General features: G+C 33.0%; 8 protein-coding genes. 7 read left to right on the plus strand and 1 reads right to left on the minus strand.

Going from position 1 to position 19689, the window contains the following annotated elements; all coding sequences use genetic code 11:
- Nucleotides 1-254: 254 nt before the first annotated feature.
- A complete protein-coding gene (locus Q5N74_RS09940; RefSeq protein ID WP_304388641.1) occupies nucleotides 255-4343 on the minus strand; it encodes a two-component regulator propeller domain-containing protein in 4089 nt (1362 codons plus the stop codon).
- Between the two features lie 605 nt (nucleotides 4344-4948).
- On the opposite strand from Q5N74_RS09940, the gene Q5N74_RS09945 reads away from it, so the two are divergent.
- The 7 genes from Q5N74_RS09945 to Q5N74_RS09975 all read left to right on the plus strand — a co-directional run bounded on the left by Q5N74_RS09945 (nucleotide 4949) and on the right by Q5N74_RS09975 (nucleotide 19315).
- Nucleotides 4949-7432, plus strand: a complete 2484-nt coding sequence (locus Q5N74_RS09945; protein WP_304388642.1) for a glycoside hydrolase family 3 N-terminal domain-containing protein — start codon at nucleotides 4949-4951, stop codon at nucleotides 7430-7432.
- Between the two features lie 39 nt (nucleotides 7433-7471).
- Entirely contained in the window at nucleotides 7472-8935 is a 1464-nt protein-coding gene (locus tag Q5N74_RS09950) for an alpha-L-fucosidase (RefSeq protein ID WP_304388643.1), read from the plus strand.
- A gap of 148 nt (nucleotides 8936-9083) precedes the next feature.
- A complete protein-coding gene (locus tag Q5N74_RS09955; protein WP_304388644.1) occupies nucleotides 9084-11420 on the plus strand; it encodes a right-handed parallel beta-helix repeat-containing protein in 2337 nt (778 codons plus the stop codon).
- A 36-nt stretch (nucleotides 11421-11456) separates the two neighbouring features.
- The gene (locus tag Q5N74_RS09960) at nucleotides 11457-13658 is read left to right on the plus strand and encodes a right-handed parallel beta-helix repeat-containing protein (protein WP_304388646.1); all 2202 of its coding nucleotides are present in this window, start codon (nucleotides 11457-11459) and stop codon (nucleotides 13656-13658) included.
- A gap of 76 nt (nucleotides 13659-13734) precedes the next feature.
- Nucleotides 13735-14859 (plus strand): alpha-L-fucosidase, encoded by a 1125-nt coding sequence (locus tag Q5N74_RS09965; protein ID WP_304388647.1) that lies wholly within the window; start codon nucleotides 13735-13737, stop codon nucleotides 14857-14859.
- Between the two features lie 2 nt (nucleotides 14860-14861).
- On the plus strand, nucleotides 14862-16832 hold the full coding sequence (locus Q5N74_RS09970; RefSeq protein ID WP_304388648.1) for an alpha-L-fucosidase: 1971 nt from the start codon (nucleotides 14862-14864) through the stop codon (nucleotides 16830-16832).
- Nucleotides 16833-16873: 41 nt separating this feature from the next.
- Nucleotides 16874-19315 (plus strand): glycoside hydrolase N-terminal domain-containing protein, encoded by a 2442-nt coding sequence (locus Q5N74_RS09975; RefSeq protein ID WP_304388649.1) that lies wholly within the window; start codon nucleotides 16874-16876, stop codon nucleotides 19313-19315.
- The last annotated feature ends 374 nt before the right edge of the window (nucleotides 19316-19689 follow it).

Here is a 19689-nt window from a genome sequence, read left to right on the forward strand (position 1 = left end):
CTAAAAGTTCATTCAAGTCCACAATTATTTTTTAAAAAAAAGTATTAATATTACCATTTTCCAACACATCATTGCATAGAAGAAAAGATCTTTGAATACTACAGAACTCATAGTCTGAATGGATGAGCTTGTGCTCAAAGTTAGGGAAAACGTTAAAGTGCTACATATAATCGTTTACACGGATATATGTAGCACAGGTTTTAGGATAGCTTCTTTTTAAATTGCCATGAGTAAAAGAATTACTTGAAAAAACATTAAGTGTTTTCGAGCTTTTCGTTGTTATCTTTAAATTTTTTAGCGAAATCAGTAGGAGACATGTTGTAAGCTTGTTTAAAACATTTACTAAAATATTTAGGGTCGTTAAAGCCCGTCATTATGCAAATTTCAGAAATTAATAAACCAGAATTTTGTTCTATAATTTGAACAGCTCGCTTTAGTCTATAATTTCTAATAAACTCATTTGCCGATGTACCCGTTAATTGAGTAAGTTTTCTGTAAAGAACAGAATGACTCATATTCATTTCTTTTTTAAATGTATGGGCTGTAAAATCAGGGTCATTGAAGTTTTTGTCTAATACTTCATAAGCTTTATGCACAAATACATCATCAATAGAATCTAAATTTGTGTTTTCGGGATTGAAATCAAGCTTAACTTTAGATTTTTCTGATATCTTTTTATTGGTTTCAATAATGTTTTTAATTTTTGATTCTAAAATATTGTAACTAAAAGGCTTTTTAATATAGTCTATAGCTCCAATATTTAAACCGTTTATTTTAAACTCATCAGAAGACCAGGCACTTAAAAATAAAAATGGAATATGGCTAGTCGTTTCATCCTTTTTTATTTCTTTACAAAATTCTATTCCGTCCATAACAGGCATCATGGTATCGCTGAGAATTAAATCTGGAATGTGTTTTTTTGCCTTTACAAGACCTTCTTTGCCGTTTGGAGCATCAATAACTCGAAACTTTTGTGATAATGATTGTACCAAGTATGATCTAATGTCAAAATCATCTTCAACAATTAGAAGTTTAGGAATACTTTTGTTATGGCTTTTAATTTGATTTTTAATTTCTGATTGTTCCGCTTTATCAATGGTTATGGGATCTAAAGGCTCGCGTTTAGAAGTGTATTTTCTAATATTTTTCGACTTGTAAGCACCTTTTTTTATTGGAATAGTTAAGGAAAATATGGAGCCTTTATCTATTTGACTCTCAACGTTAATAGTTCCTTTGTGTAGTTTTGTTAATCTGTTTACATAATCTAAACCAATACCAGCACCGTTAGGATTTAAGGATTTGGCAGATTTCACTTGATAAAAACCTTCAAAAATTTTAGATAATTTGTCTTCAGGAATTCCTATGCCACTGTCTTTTACACTAATAACGACTTTCTCCTTTGCATCATCGTAATAATTTACTGAAATAGTTATATTTCCTTTTTTTAGGGTAAATTTAAAGGCATTAGAAAGTAAATTGTAAATTATTTTTTCAATTTTATCTTCATCTACCCACCCCATCATTACCTCTTGTTCTTTATTGAACTTAAAGGAGATATTGTTTTGTATGGCAAATTCATGAAATACCGTTGTGGTATCTTCAATGCATTTAACAATATTTTGTTTAGATACCTGTAAGTTTAAAGTATTACCCTCAATTTTACTAATATCTAATATTTGATCCACTAAGCGTAGTAGTCTAAAAACATTTTTATTGATTAATTTTAATAAATGGTAATCATGGTCATCTTTGTCTACCTTGTTATTGATTAGCTGGGAAACTGGATCGGAAATAAGCGTTAACGGTGTTCGTAATTCGTGTGATACATATGTAAAAAATCGAAATCTCATTTGGTTAAAATCTTCTTCGTTTTTAAGCTTTTGGCGTTGAAGTTCATTTTCATTTTTCTGTTTAGTGCTTATTATAGTATATTTTTTATAGTAATATAGAGCAGTAATTAGTAGAATTGCCATAAGAACTTTAAACCACCAAGTAGCGTAAAATGGAGGTGCAATGTTTATTTTTAAAGACTTTACGATGTTTTCGTTATTACTGTTAATTAGTTTTACTTTAAAAATATAATTCCCGTGATTTAGATTTGTAAAACCTACAGATCTAGAAGCACCTAGATTAGCCCAAGTATTCATATATCCTTCTAAAATATAAGCATATTTGTTATTGCCTTGATTGTTAAAATCTAGTGCGGCAAATTCTATGGTAAAATCGTTCTGATTTGCTTTAAGATTTAATTGAGCGGTACTATTTAGACTTTCCGTTATTGGTGATCCAGTTTTATTTATATCAATAATTTTATTATCTATTTTTAAAGATGAAAAAACAATATTAATTGGTTTGGTAATTTTGTTAATACTATCAGGATTAAAAACGACCAATCCTTTAGATCCACCAAAACCAAAAGTATTATCAGGTAATATGACACTCGCTTTAGGTTGAAATTGATTTGAAGGTAATTTGTGGATAGTGGTAAAATTTTCAAATTTCTCAGTGTTTTTGTTAAATTTTACTAAGCCTTTAAATGTGCTGACCCAAAAGATATTTCCTTGTGGAATTAAGCTAGAGACAAAATTACTAGATAACCCATCCTTTTCCGTGAAAAATTTGAAATCTTTGGTGCTCGGTACTAAGTATCCTATTCCTTTTCCTTGCGAGCAAAACCATATTTTATTTTCTTTATCATTAATATAAACTTCACTCACGGGAGTTGAAATTAATGTGTTCGAATAGAAATTTGAAAACATTTGGGTTTTTGGATTAAATATAGAAATACCACCCATGGTTGCTATGATGAAGTTGCCATTTTTAGCTAATTTAATATCTCTCACTTCTAAGTTTCCAAATGTCGTAAAACTATTATTTTTAGAGTCATATAGATTTAAACCTTTTTGTGTGCCTACCCATAAATTTTTCTTATTGTCTTCCATTAAAGCATAAATTTTGTCATCACTGATACTGCTGGACGAACCATAAATATGTTTGTATTGAGTAAAAAATGAATTTTTTCTCTCTAACAAATTAAGACCACCAGAGTAAGTTCCAAACCACATGCGTTTTTCATGGTCTTCCAAAATGGTTGTTACGGTATTGAAACTAAGTGAGTTGTCGTCTTGGTATTTGTGTGAATAGGAATTGTAGGTTTTGTTCTTAGGGTTATAGACACTTATACCGCCTAATGTGCCGAACCACAAATGTTCTTCGCTGTCTAGGTATATACTTCGCACCCTGCTCTCAATAATGCTATTAGGATTATGCGTTTGATGTGTTATTAATTTAAAAGCGCTTTTTTTGGATGTGTTAAAACTTACACCTTCTCCATAGGTTCCTGCCCATAAAATTCCATCTTGATCTTCGTAAACCGAATATATAGCATTCGTTGCAATACTTTTTAGGTGATTAGAATTATATAAGTAGTTAGTAAAGGTATTGTTTAATTGATTTATTTTTGTTAATCCACCTCCATTAGTAGCTACCCATATATAATTGTCGTTAGTTTGAAAAATATCATAAATTTCATTGTGTTGTAGCAAGCTGTTTTTTGTATTGTAATTAGTGAATTTCTCACTAGAGTAAGGTAGGTACGAAACACCTCCAAGGATCGTTCCTATCCATAAGTCACCACTTTTATTAACTGAAAGTGTTCTAATTGTGTTTCCTGGAAGGGTGTTGTGGTTGTCAGTTTTATGAAAATAATTTACAAACTGTTTGTTTTGTTTATTGAAATGATTCAAGCCATGGTTTGTGCCTACCCATAATTCATTTTTATAGTTAGCTAAAGATAAAACTTCGGAGTTTGATAGCGAATTACCCATGCTGGAGTTATATCTGTAATGCTCAATGACGCCTTTAATCTTATGATATAAAACCAAACCTTCAGAAGTTCCAAGCCAAATTTGAGTTTTGTTTTCTTTTTCAATACAATTCACCTTAACGGGTAAGCTGAAATTCTGAAATAAATTATGCTTAGTGACTTTTTCAGTTACTGGATTATATGATTTGAGTCCATCATCAGTTCCAATCCATAGTATGTTTTCATTATCTTCATAAAGGTCAAAAACCTTATTTCCAGTTGAAACCTTTGAATTGCTATCTCTTATATTAATAATTTTAATATCATAGCTGTCGTATCTGTTTAGTCCGTCATCTGTCCCAAACCAAAGAAAACCTGATTTGTCTTTTAAAATAGTATTCACCGTATTCTGAGATAAACCTTCAGCAGTAGTAATGGTGTTGAAATTAAATTCAGATTGATCTTCAATAAACTGCGCATTACTTATTGATATGTAAAAAAGTGCTAAAATAAAGAGTCTTAGAGAGTTGTTGGACATTTTAAAGAATGAATTATTTTTAGATGCTTGCAAGCATAAATGAAATTATAGACTAATGATATTCTGTCTACAATTAATGTTTATAATGGATTTAATTCTTACGGAAATAAAAGTATATAAAGATACAAATTAATCTTAATTTAATTAAAAAGAATAAAATTTTATAACAATAAATGTGGGTCTGTAATTTAAACCCTGTTTGCTCATTTTTTTAAAGGATTAGGCCCGCATTTTAATTGTCTTAATGTTATAATTTTCCAAATAAAAACTAACCATTTTGTTAACTAAAATTTGTAATATAATTCAGAAATGTGCTATGGTTTCCACTTGATAAGGTTTACTTAGAGTTCATTAATATTGAAATTTTGAACATACAAACCCCCTTTTGTTTCTTTATTTGAACAAATTTTATACCATTTAAGATGTTAAGTCTACTTTGTTTATCGGATTTATCAGGTTATTTGAAGTTCGTTATGAAGTTATTATGTCGTTTGTATTTTTATTCGGTAAATGGCATTTATAAATAAAAGGGTGGAATGGTTCCAAAAGGGTATTCCATTATTTTGATAATTAATTTTAATACAAGGATTTTTCCGTTTTTTATTATGAAAATTTATACGTTTTTTAATTATTTACTAATAGGTATGTTCCCATTATTTATTGGAATGAAGGTGTTCTCGAATGAAACCATTCAAAAAGAAAAACCTGATAAAATTTATCATAGCAACTGGATAGATTTCAATAAAAATGGTGCAAAAGATATTTACGAGAATCGCGAGGAATCTATAGAAAAAAGGGTTGAAGATCTATTGTCACAAATGACTTTAGAAGAGAAAAGTTGCCAAATGGCAACATTATATGGTTTTGGAAGAGTATTAAAAGATGAATTACCTACTGCAGATTGGAAAAATGAAATATGGAAAGATGGTATTGGTAATATGGATGAACAGCTTAATAATTTAGCATATCATCCAAATTCGGCTACAGATAAAGCTTGGCCACCATCAAATCATATAAAAGCATTAAATGAGATCCAGAAATTTTTTATTGAAAATACACGTTTAGGAATTCCTGTTGAGTTTACTAATGAAGGTATTCGGGGTTTGTGTCATGAAAAAGCAACTAGTTTTCCTTCTCAAATTGGTGTGGCATCTAGCTGGAACAGAGATTTAGTAAGCCAAATTGGACACATTACAGGAAAGGAAGCAAGATTATTAGGTTATACAAATGTATATGCTCCTATTTTAGATATTGCAAGAGATCCAAGATGGGGTCGAGTTGTAGAATGTTATAGTGAAGATCCCTATTTAACAGGTGAATTAGGTTATAATATGGTTAAAGGAATCCAAGAAGAGCGTGTTGTAGCAACTCCTAAGCATTTTGCTATATATAGTGCTCCAAAAGGTGGCCGTGACGGCGATGCTAGAACAGATCCACATATTACAGAAAGAGAATTGTTTTCATTATATCTATATCCTTTTAAAAGAGCTATTAAAGATGCTGGTGCTTTAGGGGTTATGAGTTCATATAATGATTATAATGGTGTGCCCATTACATCCTCTAGTTATTTTTTAAGAGATATTCTTCGTGATTCATGGGGCTTTAAGGGATATGTTGTTTCAGATAGTAGAGCGGTTGAGTTTATTGCTGATAAACACCGTGTAGCTAAAAACCATAAAGATGCCGTTTTACAATCAGTTAATGCTGGTTTAAATATTAGAACGGATTTTACTATGCCTGAAGATTATATTTTACCAGTAAGGGAATTGGTTAAAGAAGGTAAATTGAGTATGGAAACTATTGATAATTGTGTTCGAGATATTTTAAAAGTAAAGTTTTGGCAAGGCCTTTTTGATTCACCTTATGGAACAGAATTTGAAAAAGCAGACGCTACGGTCTCAAATGAAAAATCTCAAAAAATCTCATATCAAGCTTCATTAGAGTCAATTGTTTTGTTGAAGAATGAAAACAGAACTTTACCTTTGGATTTTAGTAAATTAAAATCAGTATTAGTTACCGGACCAAATGCAAAAGCTGTAGATCACTCTGTGAGTAGATATGGACCCTCAAATATAGACGTCGTATCAGTCTATGAAGGAATAAAGAAAAAATTCCCAAAAAATATAGAAATAAATTATGCCAAAGGCTGCGGTTTTTTTGATGAAAACTGGCCTGATAGTGAATTAATTCCTATGGATCCAACAGCTTCAGAACAAGCTGAGATTGATAAAGCAGTTGAGATGGCCAAAACAGTTGGTCTTGCAATTGTAGTAGTAGGGGATGATGAAGAAACCGTAGGAGAGTCAAGATCAAGAACTTCTTTAGAACTTCCAGGAAACCAACAAAAACTAGTTGAAGCTATCTATAATACAGGGACTCCTGTTGTGGTAGTTTTAATAAATGGAAGACCATTAACGATAAACTGGATTAATAAATATGTTCCAGCCGTTGTAGAAGGATGGTTTCAAGGTAAATTTGGAGGAGCCGCCATTGCAGATGTTTTGGTTGGGAATTACAATCCAAGTGGAAAACTACCAGTGTCATTTCCTAAAACAGTAGGACAACTTCCTATGAACTTTCCATCAAAGCCAGGAGCTCAAGCAAACCAACCAACAAACGGACCAAATGGTTCTGGTAAAACTCGTGTGGGAGGTTTCCTCTATCCTTTTGGATATGGATTAAGTTATACAACCTTTAAGTATAGTAATTTAAACGTAAGCTCTAAAATAAAATCAGGAAAAGGAGAGGTGATTGTTACTTTAGACGTTACTAATACAGGAGAAGTTAAAGGAGATGAAATTGTACAATTATATTTTTCAGATTTACATTCTTCTATTACAGTTTATGAAAAACAACTTAGAGGTTTTGCGCGTGTTTCATTAAATTCTAAGGAAACAAAGTCAACAACATTTATTTTGAAACCAGAGGATTTTGCGTTATACGATCTAAATATGGATTTTGTTTTGGAAGCAGGAGATTTCAATATTATGATTGGAAGTTCTTCTGAAGATATAAAGTTAAGTCAAAAAATAAATATAGCAGACTCTGTGGTATTAAGCAAACAGATTAAAATGTCTACATCTAAATAATTTAAAATTAATATTTAATAATCATAAATAAATTATAGAATGAAAAAAATAGTTATCGTTTTGGTGTTTGCCCTGTTTGTAATTAAAGGATTTGCACAAAAAAAGTATGAAGCCAATTGGGAATCTATAGATAGTAGACCTATACCAACTTGGTATACAGATGCTAAGTTTGGTGTTTTTGTTCATTGGGGACCTTATTCAGTGCCTGCATTTTCAAAAGTAGGCGCTTATTCTGAGTGGTACTGGGAAAATTTAACAAACCCAAAACGAGTTTCAAATGGTTATAACGAAACAAATGAGTTTCATAATCGTGTGTATGGTGAAAAATTCACATATCCAGATTTTGTGCCTTTATTTACTGCCGATTTATTTGATGCTGATCAATGGGCTGATATATTTAAACAATCAGGTGCTAAATATGTGGTGTTAACTTCAAAACATCATGATGGTTATACACTTTGGCCAAGTAAAGAGTCTGATAAATCGTGGGGACGCCCATGGAGTTCTACCAATTCTGGTCCAGGAAGAGATCTTGTAGGCGAATTAACTACAGCTGTAAGAAAAACAGATGTAAAAATGGGGCTTTATTATTCGCTTTATGAATGGTACAACCCATTGTACACAAGTGATGTTGATTTGTTTGTTGATAAACACATGATTCCTCAGTTTAAAGATTTAGTAAATAATTATGCACCTTCTTTAATTTTTACAGATGGTGAATGGGACTATCCCCATACTACATGGCGATCTACTGAATTGTTGTCTTGGTTATATAATGACTCTCCAAGTAAAGACGACGTTGTGATTAATGATCGTTGGGGTAAAGAAACGAGGCATCACCACGGGGGGTATTATACTACAGAGTATGGTTCAGGTATGCCAAATGCCGATGTGCCTTGGGAAGAAAACAGAGGGATGGCGCATTCTTTTGGATTTAGTAAAACCGAAAATTTAAAAGATTATAATTCTACTCAACAATTGGTTTATATGTTGGTTGATATTGTAAGTAGAGGTGGTAACTTTTTATTAGATGTTGGACCTACTGCAGATGGAAGGATTCCTGTGATTATGCAAGAACGATTAATTGAAATGGGTGACTGGTTGAAAGTAAATGGTGAGGCCATTTATGGAACTACTTTATCGAATAATACATGCCAATGGACCAAAGGAAAAGTAAGAGATGCAGAAAGAGGAAGATATAAGGTGGTATACGATGTTATGAAGCTAACTGTAAACCCAGATAAAGGGTATGCTACTAAAGAGGTTTTCTTTACTAAAAAAGGAGATGTTCTATATGGTATCTGTCCTATTTATCCAAAAAATGAATTGGTTATAAAAGATGTAAGTCTTAAGTCAGGTGCTAAAGTTGAATTATTGGGCTATGATAAAAAGTTAAAGTGGAAACAGAAAGGAAGTGATGTAGTTATTGAAGTGCCTGCTTTAACACCGTCTGACGCACCTTGCAATCATGCTTGGACATTTAAACTTGATGGGGTAAAATAAAATTTTTAGAGTAATTAAATCAATAAAACCCCATAAAACCTTGATTTGTTTAAGTGGTTATAGGGGTGTTTTGCTTTTGTAAGGGGAAGATTTTTATAGATGATTTAGTAAAACTATAAAACAAAATATATTAATGTTTAAAGTTTTTATGAACAAAATAAGTTTCTTATTAGGTTTAGTATCATTGCTACTATTTCTTCAATGTAAAAGTGCAGTAGTGGATAACCACATTTTTTACGTTTCAAAACAAGGAAACGATAGCTGGTCTGGAACATTGTCTGAACCTAATGCTAATGGAACGGATGGGCCTTTTTTAACGATAACTAAAGCATCCCTGAATTTAAAGCCAGGGGCAATCTGTTTTATTAAAGAAGGAATTTATAGAGAAACTTTAAAGCCTCTTAAATCAGGTAATTCATTACATAAAATTGTTTATTCTAATTTTAATAATGAAAAAGTAATAATTACTGGAACAGATTTATTGCATGGTAAGTGGGTTAAAGATAAAGGTCACATTTATAAAATACCTTTTAAAAAGCAGTCTGCGGGAATCATGATTTATTCTCAAGGTAATTTAGCGCCCGAAGCCAGTTGGCCAAATAGTTCTGGCGATTTATTAAAGCCAAACTATGGTAAAGTTAAAGGAGGCACCTATTTAGCCATGGCAGCAGAATATTTACCTGAAGGAATAGATTTAAAAGGAGCTATTTTATATGGTTATTTTGGAAAGGAATGGGCGTTGCAAACCATGGCAGTATCTGGCTATGATTCAGAAACAAAAACAGTGTCGTTTCCAGAGCCAAAAAGGCGGAAAAACTATTATGGAGGCCATGAAAAATGGATGAAAAATTATGGTCCAAGAGCGGGTAATCGGTTTTATATAAAAGGGCATTATGATTTGTTAGATGAAAATAATGAGTGGTATTTAAATGAGAAAACGAATACACTTTATATGTTTTCTAACGAAGAAATACCTCTGCAAGAACAGAATATTTCAGTAAAAGTAAGAGATTATGCTATTGATATCTCTAACGTGTCATATGTTGATATTTCAGGAATTGAAATTTTTGGAGCCGGAGTTAAAACGGATAGTGCAACCACTTTTTGTATAATTAAACAAGTAAAAGGGTATTATGTTGATCCTGGGATTTCAATTGCCGGGAGTTATAATGAAGTTAATAATTGCGAATTTGCTTATAGTAAAAAAGGCATCTTAAATGTGTCTGGTAATAGCAATCGTATCATAAACAACTACATTCATGATGGGAATTATACAGGAGACTGGGGAGAAATTTTAAATACTACAGGGTATGGTCATTTAGTGAGTCATAATACGGTTGCGCGATCTGGAGGTGGTAGCATAGGTCCTGGAGGACGTAATATGCGATTTCAATATAATACAGTTACAGATGCAGGCTTAATTCGTCATGATATAGGTGGTTTTTATATTGCCAATAACGATGGAGGCGGTACTGTAATTTCACATAATCGTGTTCAAAACATCTACGGTATTGGAATTTATTTAGATAATAGTACAAGTAATTATATCATACATCATAATGTTGTGTGGAATTGTGGTTGGCAGTATGTTTTGTCTAACCCACCAGCGTCGTTTCTTGATATAGGAGCATACGATGCTATTCGGTTAAATACGCCAAGTAATTTTAACTTAGTTTACAATAATACGACTTTTGGAGGACCTGGTTTGGGTTATTGGGGACGTAATTTTAAGCGCGATATGTATGGCGATTATGTTATCAATAATATATTTCCAGGCTCATTCCGAATAACAGAATCTGCAATTGCTGGTCCTAATTTAAATCAAGATGTTAAGCCCGATTTTATAAATCCAGAACAAACTAATTTTGAATTAAAAAGTAGCTCTCTAGCCATAGATAGTGCATATAAATTAGCAAATATACATAATGACTACGTTGGGGAAAGTCCAGATTTTGGTGCATACGAATTTGGTAGAAAAGCATGGAAGTCAGGACATGATTTTAACGCTTCACCGAAGCCTGAATTTATAGCATTTAAAACCGACTTTATGAACTTGATTCAGAACAATGGTTTTGAAGATGGAGTTAATAGCTGGAATAATACCAGTTCAAAGCTAATTAGTTTAGTAAAACAAGATTCTTGGGGAATTGAAACAGCAGATACTAGAATGCAATCGCATGCCATAAGCTTATTGAATTCTGATGTTGAAATCAATCAAGCAGTTTCTGGTTTAAAGACTAAAAAACGTTATACACTATCTGCTTGGATAAAAACAAAAAAACAAGGTGTTGGAGAAATTAGTATTCAATTTGGAACATTTAAAAAAAGTATTAAAACTTCAAAAATGGATACTTGGGAATTTATAAAATTCGATTTTGAATTGCAAAACAGTGTGACGTCAGCAAAAGTTAGTATAAAAAATATTGGTGAAGGTGGAAGTGAAATATATTGTGATGATGTGGGATTGATTCAAAGCATAAATTAATCAGATTTAAATTAAAATAGTTTTAAATGAATTATTATGAATAGAATTACTAGAATAATACGTTTATTATGTGTTTTAACCATGCTATCTGGTTGTGTACAAGAAGAGAGTGTCATTAATGTTTTTATATCTCCAAGTGGTTCCAATATTAACAATGGTAGTAAAGAGGCGCCTTTTGCAACATTAGAAAGGGCAAGAGATGAAGTAAGAAAATATATTAAAGAAGGACTTAAAAATAACGTTTCAATAAATCTCAGAGCTGGAGAGTATACGTTGTCCGAAACATTGGTTTTAGGTCTGGAAGATTTTGCTCCTAACGGATTTACAATTACTTACCAAAACTATAATAATGAAGATGTTACTATCAGTTCTGGAGTTCATATTAATAATTGGAAAAAAGTAAATACCAAAATATTGGGTTTGCCAAAAGCGGCAGAAGGAAAGGTTTGGGAAGCTAAAGTGCCTTCAGTATTAAAAAAATTTTACACCTTGTATAAAGGCGATGAGCGTTTGCCTAGAGCCCGTACAGAAGGTTTTGTGCCTGATACCGATATTCACCCAAGAGACAACCCCGATCCTAATTTAGATAAATACACGCTGCATTATCCAGAGGGAGCTCTTAGAAATTGGGATAATTTGAGTGATGTAGAATTATTTATTATTCCGGGCTACCCATGGTGGATGAATATTTTGCCGTTAGCATCTGTAGAGGAAGAAAAACGTATTGCAAAAACAGCAATTATAGGCACACAAAAACTGGTAGATATGGTTAGTTATTCTAGAGGCAAAGAAGGCTACGAAAAAACAACTTGGATTGAAAATGTGCCCGAAGGCATGCTTAAACCTGGGAATTGGATGCTTAACACAAAAGAAGGCAAAGTGTATTTGTGGGAAGAAAACGGGAAACCAAACAACAATATTTTTGCACCAGCACTTAGAGAACTTATTAAAGTTGAAGGTAAGAATGACGAGTGGGGAGAGAACGATATCCCTGTTCAAGGTATTATTTTTAAGGGGTTATCATTTACAAAAGCCGATAGGGGTGTTTGGGAAAAGGGAGATAAAGGTATTCAACACGATTGGGAAATGTTAGATAAAGACAATGCTATGTTAAGGTTTAGGGGCGCTAAAGATTGTAAAGTAGAGCAATGTCACTTTTTTAATGCTGGGGGAAATGCCATACGTATGGATTTATACGCTCAAAATATAAGTGTGGAAAACTGCTTGTTTAACAACTTAGGCCAATCGGCAGTAATGATGCTGGGCTATGGGCTAGGGAAAGAAGATGTCAATAAAAACAATAGGGTTTATAATAATCATATTCATGATTGCGGACAAATTTATTGGCATTCGCAAATGATAACGGCTTGGCAAAGTGGTGATAATTATATAGGTCATAATTATTTACATGATATACCTCGTAAGGCGATTTGTATCAGTGGTATCCGATTTCATTTTTTAAGTGAAGAAGAAAAAGACCGCCGCGAGTGTGTTAGTTCCATTCGCTGGAAAGAGATTGGTTCACCTCAAAGTTTTGAGGAAATGATACCATTTTTACATTCTAGAAATAATATTATAGAATATAATGATATACACCATGCTCTAGAGATGCTTGGTGATGGCGCAGCAATAAATTTATCTGGAGGGGCACTTGGTAATATTGTCAGGTATAATTATGTACATGATATAACGGCTTTGAACCCTTCTTCAGCAATCAGGACAGATAATGATCAAAACGAAACGCTTATTGAAAATAATATTATTTATAATATTAGTGTTGCAGGAATTTCTCCAAAAGGCAAAAATACAGTTCGTAATAATTTTATCATCAACGCTTGTGCACGAAAGAATTATGGGATTTATAGAGGCATGGGACAGCATCAAGGAGGTTTGTCAAACATAGAGCACAATATTGTTTATAATGCTTTTGAAAACAGCGACTTTTATTCCTATTATAAATTTGATGACTATAACGAAGCGGTTTATAAAACAAAAACAATTGATTATAACCTGTATTACAATCCGTTAAGACCTGAGTCTAATTGGGAAGGTCTATCTGTACTCAAATCAAAAGGATTTGATGCACATTCAAAATATGAAGACCCCATGTTTGAAGATTTTGAAAATGGGAATTTTACATTGAAACACAATTCACCAGCATTAAAAATGGGGATTAAACAAATTGAGATTTCTGGAGTTGGATTAACCGATGTCTTTCCTCAAAAGTGGAAGAATTAATAGTAGGGGGTGATGTTAAAATATTACAGGATACTCGGTTGTTTAAATAATTACTAATTAAATTAATAAGAAAAAAATGGAGCAAATTCAGAAAAATAAACTTTTACTTTCTCTTTTATTTATATTACTGGTTTTTATGCTTACTTCATGTAATTATAGGATTGACTCTTCAAATAAAGATAAACAGGGTACTATTTACTCGCAAAGACTTTCTAAAGAAAAATTAGAGGAATGGCAGAACCTTAAATATGGGATGTTTATTCATTATGGTATGAGTACTTTTTTAGGAGAAGAATTGCCAGATGGTAAGGCACCTATTGATGCGTATGCTCCAACAGATTTAGATGTTTCACAATGGATTCAGGTTGCAAAAGATGCGGGAATGAATTATGCCGTGTTAACAGCTAAACATGTTGCGGGGCATTGTCTTTGGCCTTCTAAGTATACAGAATATGATGTAGAAAACAATAAAGACAATACAGATGTAGTTGGTGAATTTGTAAAAGAATGTAGGAAACAAGGTATTGCTCCAGGTATTTATTATTGTGCATGGGATAATCATCATGATTTTTTTAGTTTAATGCCCGACAAAAGTGAAAATTATTCGGGCGCTTTAATTACACCATCAGAAAAAGATCTTCATTTATCACCCCCTCCATTTACTACCTCATTATATCAAAATTTTATGACGGCACAAATAGATGAATTATTAGAAAATTATGGGCCTTTAGTTCAGTTCTGGATAGATATTCCAATTATTCTAGGGAATGGCTATAGGGAATATATTTATAAGCATATTACAGATAAGTACCCTGATATGTTGGTAATAATGAATCATGGTAAAAAACAAAAAGATGGTGAATTAGTTTTTCTGGAAGACAAAGCCTGGCCTAGTGATGCGCTTACTTTAGAAAGATATTACTCAGATAATCCGTATAATCCTATATGGACCATAAAAGGAAAGAAAACCTATTTTCCTGCAGAATCAAACCTCCCGATAGGTAATGAATGGTTTTGGGAAGACGATGATGAAGTTAAGCCGATGGATGATTTAGTGAAAATTTTTAATGGAAATTTAGATAATAAAGTGAATTTCCTTTTAAATGTACCACCTGATAGGTCTGGACAAATTCCTGAAAAGTGGATAAAACCCTTAATTGAATTGAAAAAGAGAATGAATCATAAAATTAATAATAAATAGCAGTGAGAATATTTAAGTTTTTAGCTTTTTTTTGCATAGTTACATTACTACCCAATTTAATAATAGGGCAATCTATATCATTAGCAAAGCCAACCCAACAGCAAATTAATTTTGCAGATTGGGAAGTTGGAGCATTTATTCATTATGGATTAAACCCTTTTACAGATCAAGAACATGGTGATGGTCAAGAGTCGCCATCAAAATTTAATCCTACAAATTTAGATGTAGAACAATGGGTGCTTACCGCCAAATCCATGGGGGCAAAATATGTATGTCTAACAGCACGTCATGAAGGAGGTTTTTGTTTGTGGCCTTCAAAAACTACAGAATATACTATCGCCAACAGCTCATATAAAGATGGAAAAGGAGATATTGTACGGGAGTTTGTCGATGCTTGTCGTAAACACGGTTTAATACCAACTTTATACCATACTGCAGCTTTTGATGCCAACGCCACTTTAGGAAAATATAAAGGTGATTTGAAACTACCTCTCGACTGGATGACAACATGGGGACAAGCAATGGGGGAAGCGCATCGGGCTGATCCGGGACTAAAAAAACGTTTAATACAGAAGCAAGTTGAGCAAATGCGAGAATTACTTACCAATTATGGGCCTATTGGTTTTATGTGGTCAGACCACTGGGATGCCAAAGATCCTAATGGTGTATGGAGAGCTGTCACCGATTTAGCAAAAGAGCTTCAACCAGAAATGGTTTTTATGGGGCCAGATACTTGGGTTCCGGGAAATGAAACAGGTCATGTAGTTTACCCTATGTGGAATGCAGTACATACCGTTGATGGAACAAATAACACAAGACCAGCAGCTAATAGTAATGACATGACCACAGAGAATAATTATGGTTTATTAGAAGGCGAAGTACGAACAGGGCATCCGTTAGGAGAATTTTGGCGTGTAAGAGAATGTACAACAAATAATGCATTTAGCTATGGAGGTTGGTTTTGGCATCCAGATTCAATAATGAAAACCTATCCTAAAAAACATTGGGAGCATCTTGATCTTTATTATAGAACCGTTGGTTTAGGGGCAAATACAATAATTAACCTACCTCCAAATACAGAGGGGGTAATTCCAAAGGATATTGCAGATGCAGCAAAAGCTTTGGGTGATGACATTCGTAAACGTTTTTCTAACCCAATTGCAGAAGTTAAAACAGTAACTAAAGGCGATATAGTTGAAGTGTCTTGGAAGAAAGCTAGAGAAATAAATACCATTGTTACCATGGAGAATATTGTAAACGGACAAAAAATATCAAAATATATTCTAGAAGCTTTTGTTAACGGAAAATGGGAAAAGCTTGAGCCTAGAAATAAATTGGTTGGATTTAAACCTTATAGTAACAATCCGGGATACGAAACTATTGGCCATAAAAAAATTGATAGGGTAAAACCTGTAATTACAAAACGTATTCGTTTTCGTTGTTTAGAATCTGTCGTAAAACCAGTAGAAATTCGTAGCCTATCTGTTTATAATTGTGACCCAATTGTTCGTAACTATGCATCTAAGTACCCTTATTTAAGTGGTGTACAAACCATTTCCGAATCTGCGCATGGAGGTGTAAGACGTGATAAGGATTATGAAGGGAATGGTATTGAAATTAACGGAAAAAGCTTTGATAAAGGATTAATGATTTGTCCTGTTGGAAGTGAAAAAATAGGATATGCTGAATTTGATAAAACCGAATTTAAAAAGGCAAAAGGTATGAAAGCTTTTATAGGAATAGAGGATATGACAAATGATAATGGCTCATGTGTTTTTATAGTTGAAGCTTTTAAATATGATAAATGGGAAGTAATATATAAAAGTGAGAGACTTACAGGAAAAGATGATGCGGTCTTAATTAACGTGGAATTCCCAAAAGGAACGGATAAAATTCGTTTAACAACAACAGATGGTGGGGACAATGGTAGTTCAGATCATGCGGTGTGGACAGATGCTCAGTTTGTCAGGTAAATTATAAAAGTAAATAAACTTAAATATTAAATATTAAATAAATGAAAAAGATAATCACAATTTTAGTCTTGTTTTTCCAACTTGTTTCTTTTGGACAATCGAACAATAAATCATCTATATTAACTAGTAGTGCCCCAGCCAATCGCTGGGATGATGCCTTAATTGGAGGTAATGGAGTTCAAGGAGTTATGGTTTATGGGAATCCATTAGAAGAAACAATTGTTTTTAATCATGAAAAATTATGGGTTCCTGCACAGCCTGTTAAACCCAATGTGCCTGATATGACTAAAGATTCTCGTACGCTTAGAGAACTTGCTAAAACAGGAGAGTTTGCTAAGGCTTCTAAAGGCCTTCATAATGCTTTTTCTAGCGGAAACAGAGCTATTTACCCAGAAGAGGCACTAGTACGACCAGGGTCAAGGTTGGGTTTAAATTATGTGCATCCAGGGCTTTACTTAAAATTTTCTATCCCTAAAGAAGGAGACATTGAAAAATATAAGCGTTCGGTTAATTTAGAAACAGGAGAAATCAACGTCCAATGGGAAGATGAAAGAGGGGCGTGGAAGCGTGATGTATTTGTTTCAAGAGCTAACAATATTATTGTTACGCGTATTACAAAACCTGAAAAAGCGAAACTTTCAATGTCTTTTCGTTTTGCAGCCCGTCCAGGTTGGAATGAAGATGATATAGCTGCTCCAGTTATAGAGCATAAGGATGGACAAATTTATTTGCATACTTACTATAAAAAATTACATGGACTTAAGGAACCAGATGGCTACCAAGCTATGGCTCGTGTTATTGTAAAAGGTGGACACAGTAAAGTGGAATCTGACCATATTGTTGTTTCTGAGGCAGATGAGGTATTGCTAATTTCTAGAGTTGAATATTTACCCGCTGCATCAAAAGGAACCCCAGAAATTTTAAATGCAGAACTTAATGGGCTTTCAGGTTCTTATGACCAATTGTTAAATTCACATATTCTTATTCATAAGGAAAGATTCAATCGTGTTAGTCTTGATTTGGGTGGAAATCATGGGATTGGAAAAACTACAGAACAGATTATAGCAGAATCGGCAAATGGACCTACTCCAGAATTATTAGAATTATTGTTTGATGTAGGGAGGTACAGTTTAATTTCTAGTAGTGGCGAACTTCCTCCAACCCTTATGGGTATTTGGGGTGATACATGGAATCCACGCTGGTGGGGGCATTATACTAATGATTCAAATTTAAATCTTGCAATATCTTTTGGAAGTGTAGGCAACCAGCCAGAAGCTATGGAAAGTTATTTTGGTTGGATAGAATCACTTTATCCAGATTGGGAGCTAAATGCAAAAAACACATACGGCTGTCGTGGGTATATGGGGGCAATCTCTCATGGTTGGAGACATGGTACTACCATAGCAGGCTGGGAGCAATGGACAGGAGCATCAGGTTGGTTAGGTGGTTATTTTTGGCAACATTATTTATTCACTGGTGATAAAATTTTTCTAGAAAATAGGGTAGTGCCATTATTAGAAAATGTAGTGTTATTTTATCAGGATTTTTTAAAAAATATGGAAGGAAAAGATGGTAAATTTTTAATTTTTCCTAGCGTATCCCCAGAAAATTCACCTGGAAAATATGAAGGCATGGATCCTAATCTTGCTATATCGGTTAATGCGAGTTCAGAAATCGCTATTATTCGAACATCAGTTAATTCATTAATTAAAGCTTATAATGAGTTGGGGATAAATCAAGATAAAATTGTGGCGTTAGAGCGCTTTTTGGCTAAAGTGCCCGATTATCGCATTAATGAAGATGGTGCCATTGCCGAATGGAGCTATCCAAATATAAAAGATAATTACGATCACCGACATAATTCCCATTTGTATGCGGTATATCCAGGTAACGATATTAATCCAAGTACGCCAAAACTTTACGAAGCAGCTAAAATTGCTATTAATAAGCGTATTGAGTCAGGTCAAGGAGATAAGTCAGCACATGGGTTTATGCATCTTGGTTTTATGGGAGCACGCCTTCATGCTCCAGAGATTTCATGGAACTCTTTAGATGTTTTTGCTAAGAATAATTACCTAAATAGCAGTTTAATTAGTTCTCATAATCCAAACAAGAATACTTATAACTTAGATTCAACATTATCCCTACCTGCAATTATTACAGAAATGTGTTTAATTTCTCGTCCGGGTACATTGGATTTATTACCAGGGATTGATGTTGAAAAATTACCAACAGGAAAAATTAAGGGAATACTTGCTCAGAAAGCAATTATTGTTGATAGCATGGAATGGAATTGGGAAAACAGGGAAGTTAATCTTGTTGTGACCAGTAAAATTGATCAAACCATCGCAATAGAAAGTCGATTGGCAATAAAGTCTATCAATGATAAAAATATATCAAAAAACAGGAAGGATAAAAATGAAATTGATTTGCCAGCGAATGTTAAAGTACATGTGAAAATAGGTTTTGCCAAAAGTAAATAATGGAAGAATTAAACCTGTATTGTATTTATAACTTTTTATGGATGAGCTAGAATTAAATAAACATAGCGTTTTTCTGTAAGTTTAAAACAATGATTATTGGTAATAAAGACTAATCTGAACCTATTAAAACCAATTCCGTTTTAATAGGTTTTTTTTGATAAAGTGGCATTGTATGTCAAAGAGTTTAGTAATGTGATTAATTAAATATTAAAAAATAAGACTCTAAAAAGTTTATTTAATAATAGAACTATAGATTTTTTCATCAAATATAGAGAACACCACTGTTTTGAACAATTTATACCCTAAATCAGGTTTATAAATAGTGTCTTGAAGTGATGAGGTGTAATATATTTGATTTTTAATTTCAAATATAA

This window comes from Mariniflexile sp. AS56 (genome assembly GCF_030552475.1).
GTDB lineage: Bacteria > Bacteroidota > Bacteroidia > Flavobacteriales > Flavobacteriaceae > Mariniflexile.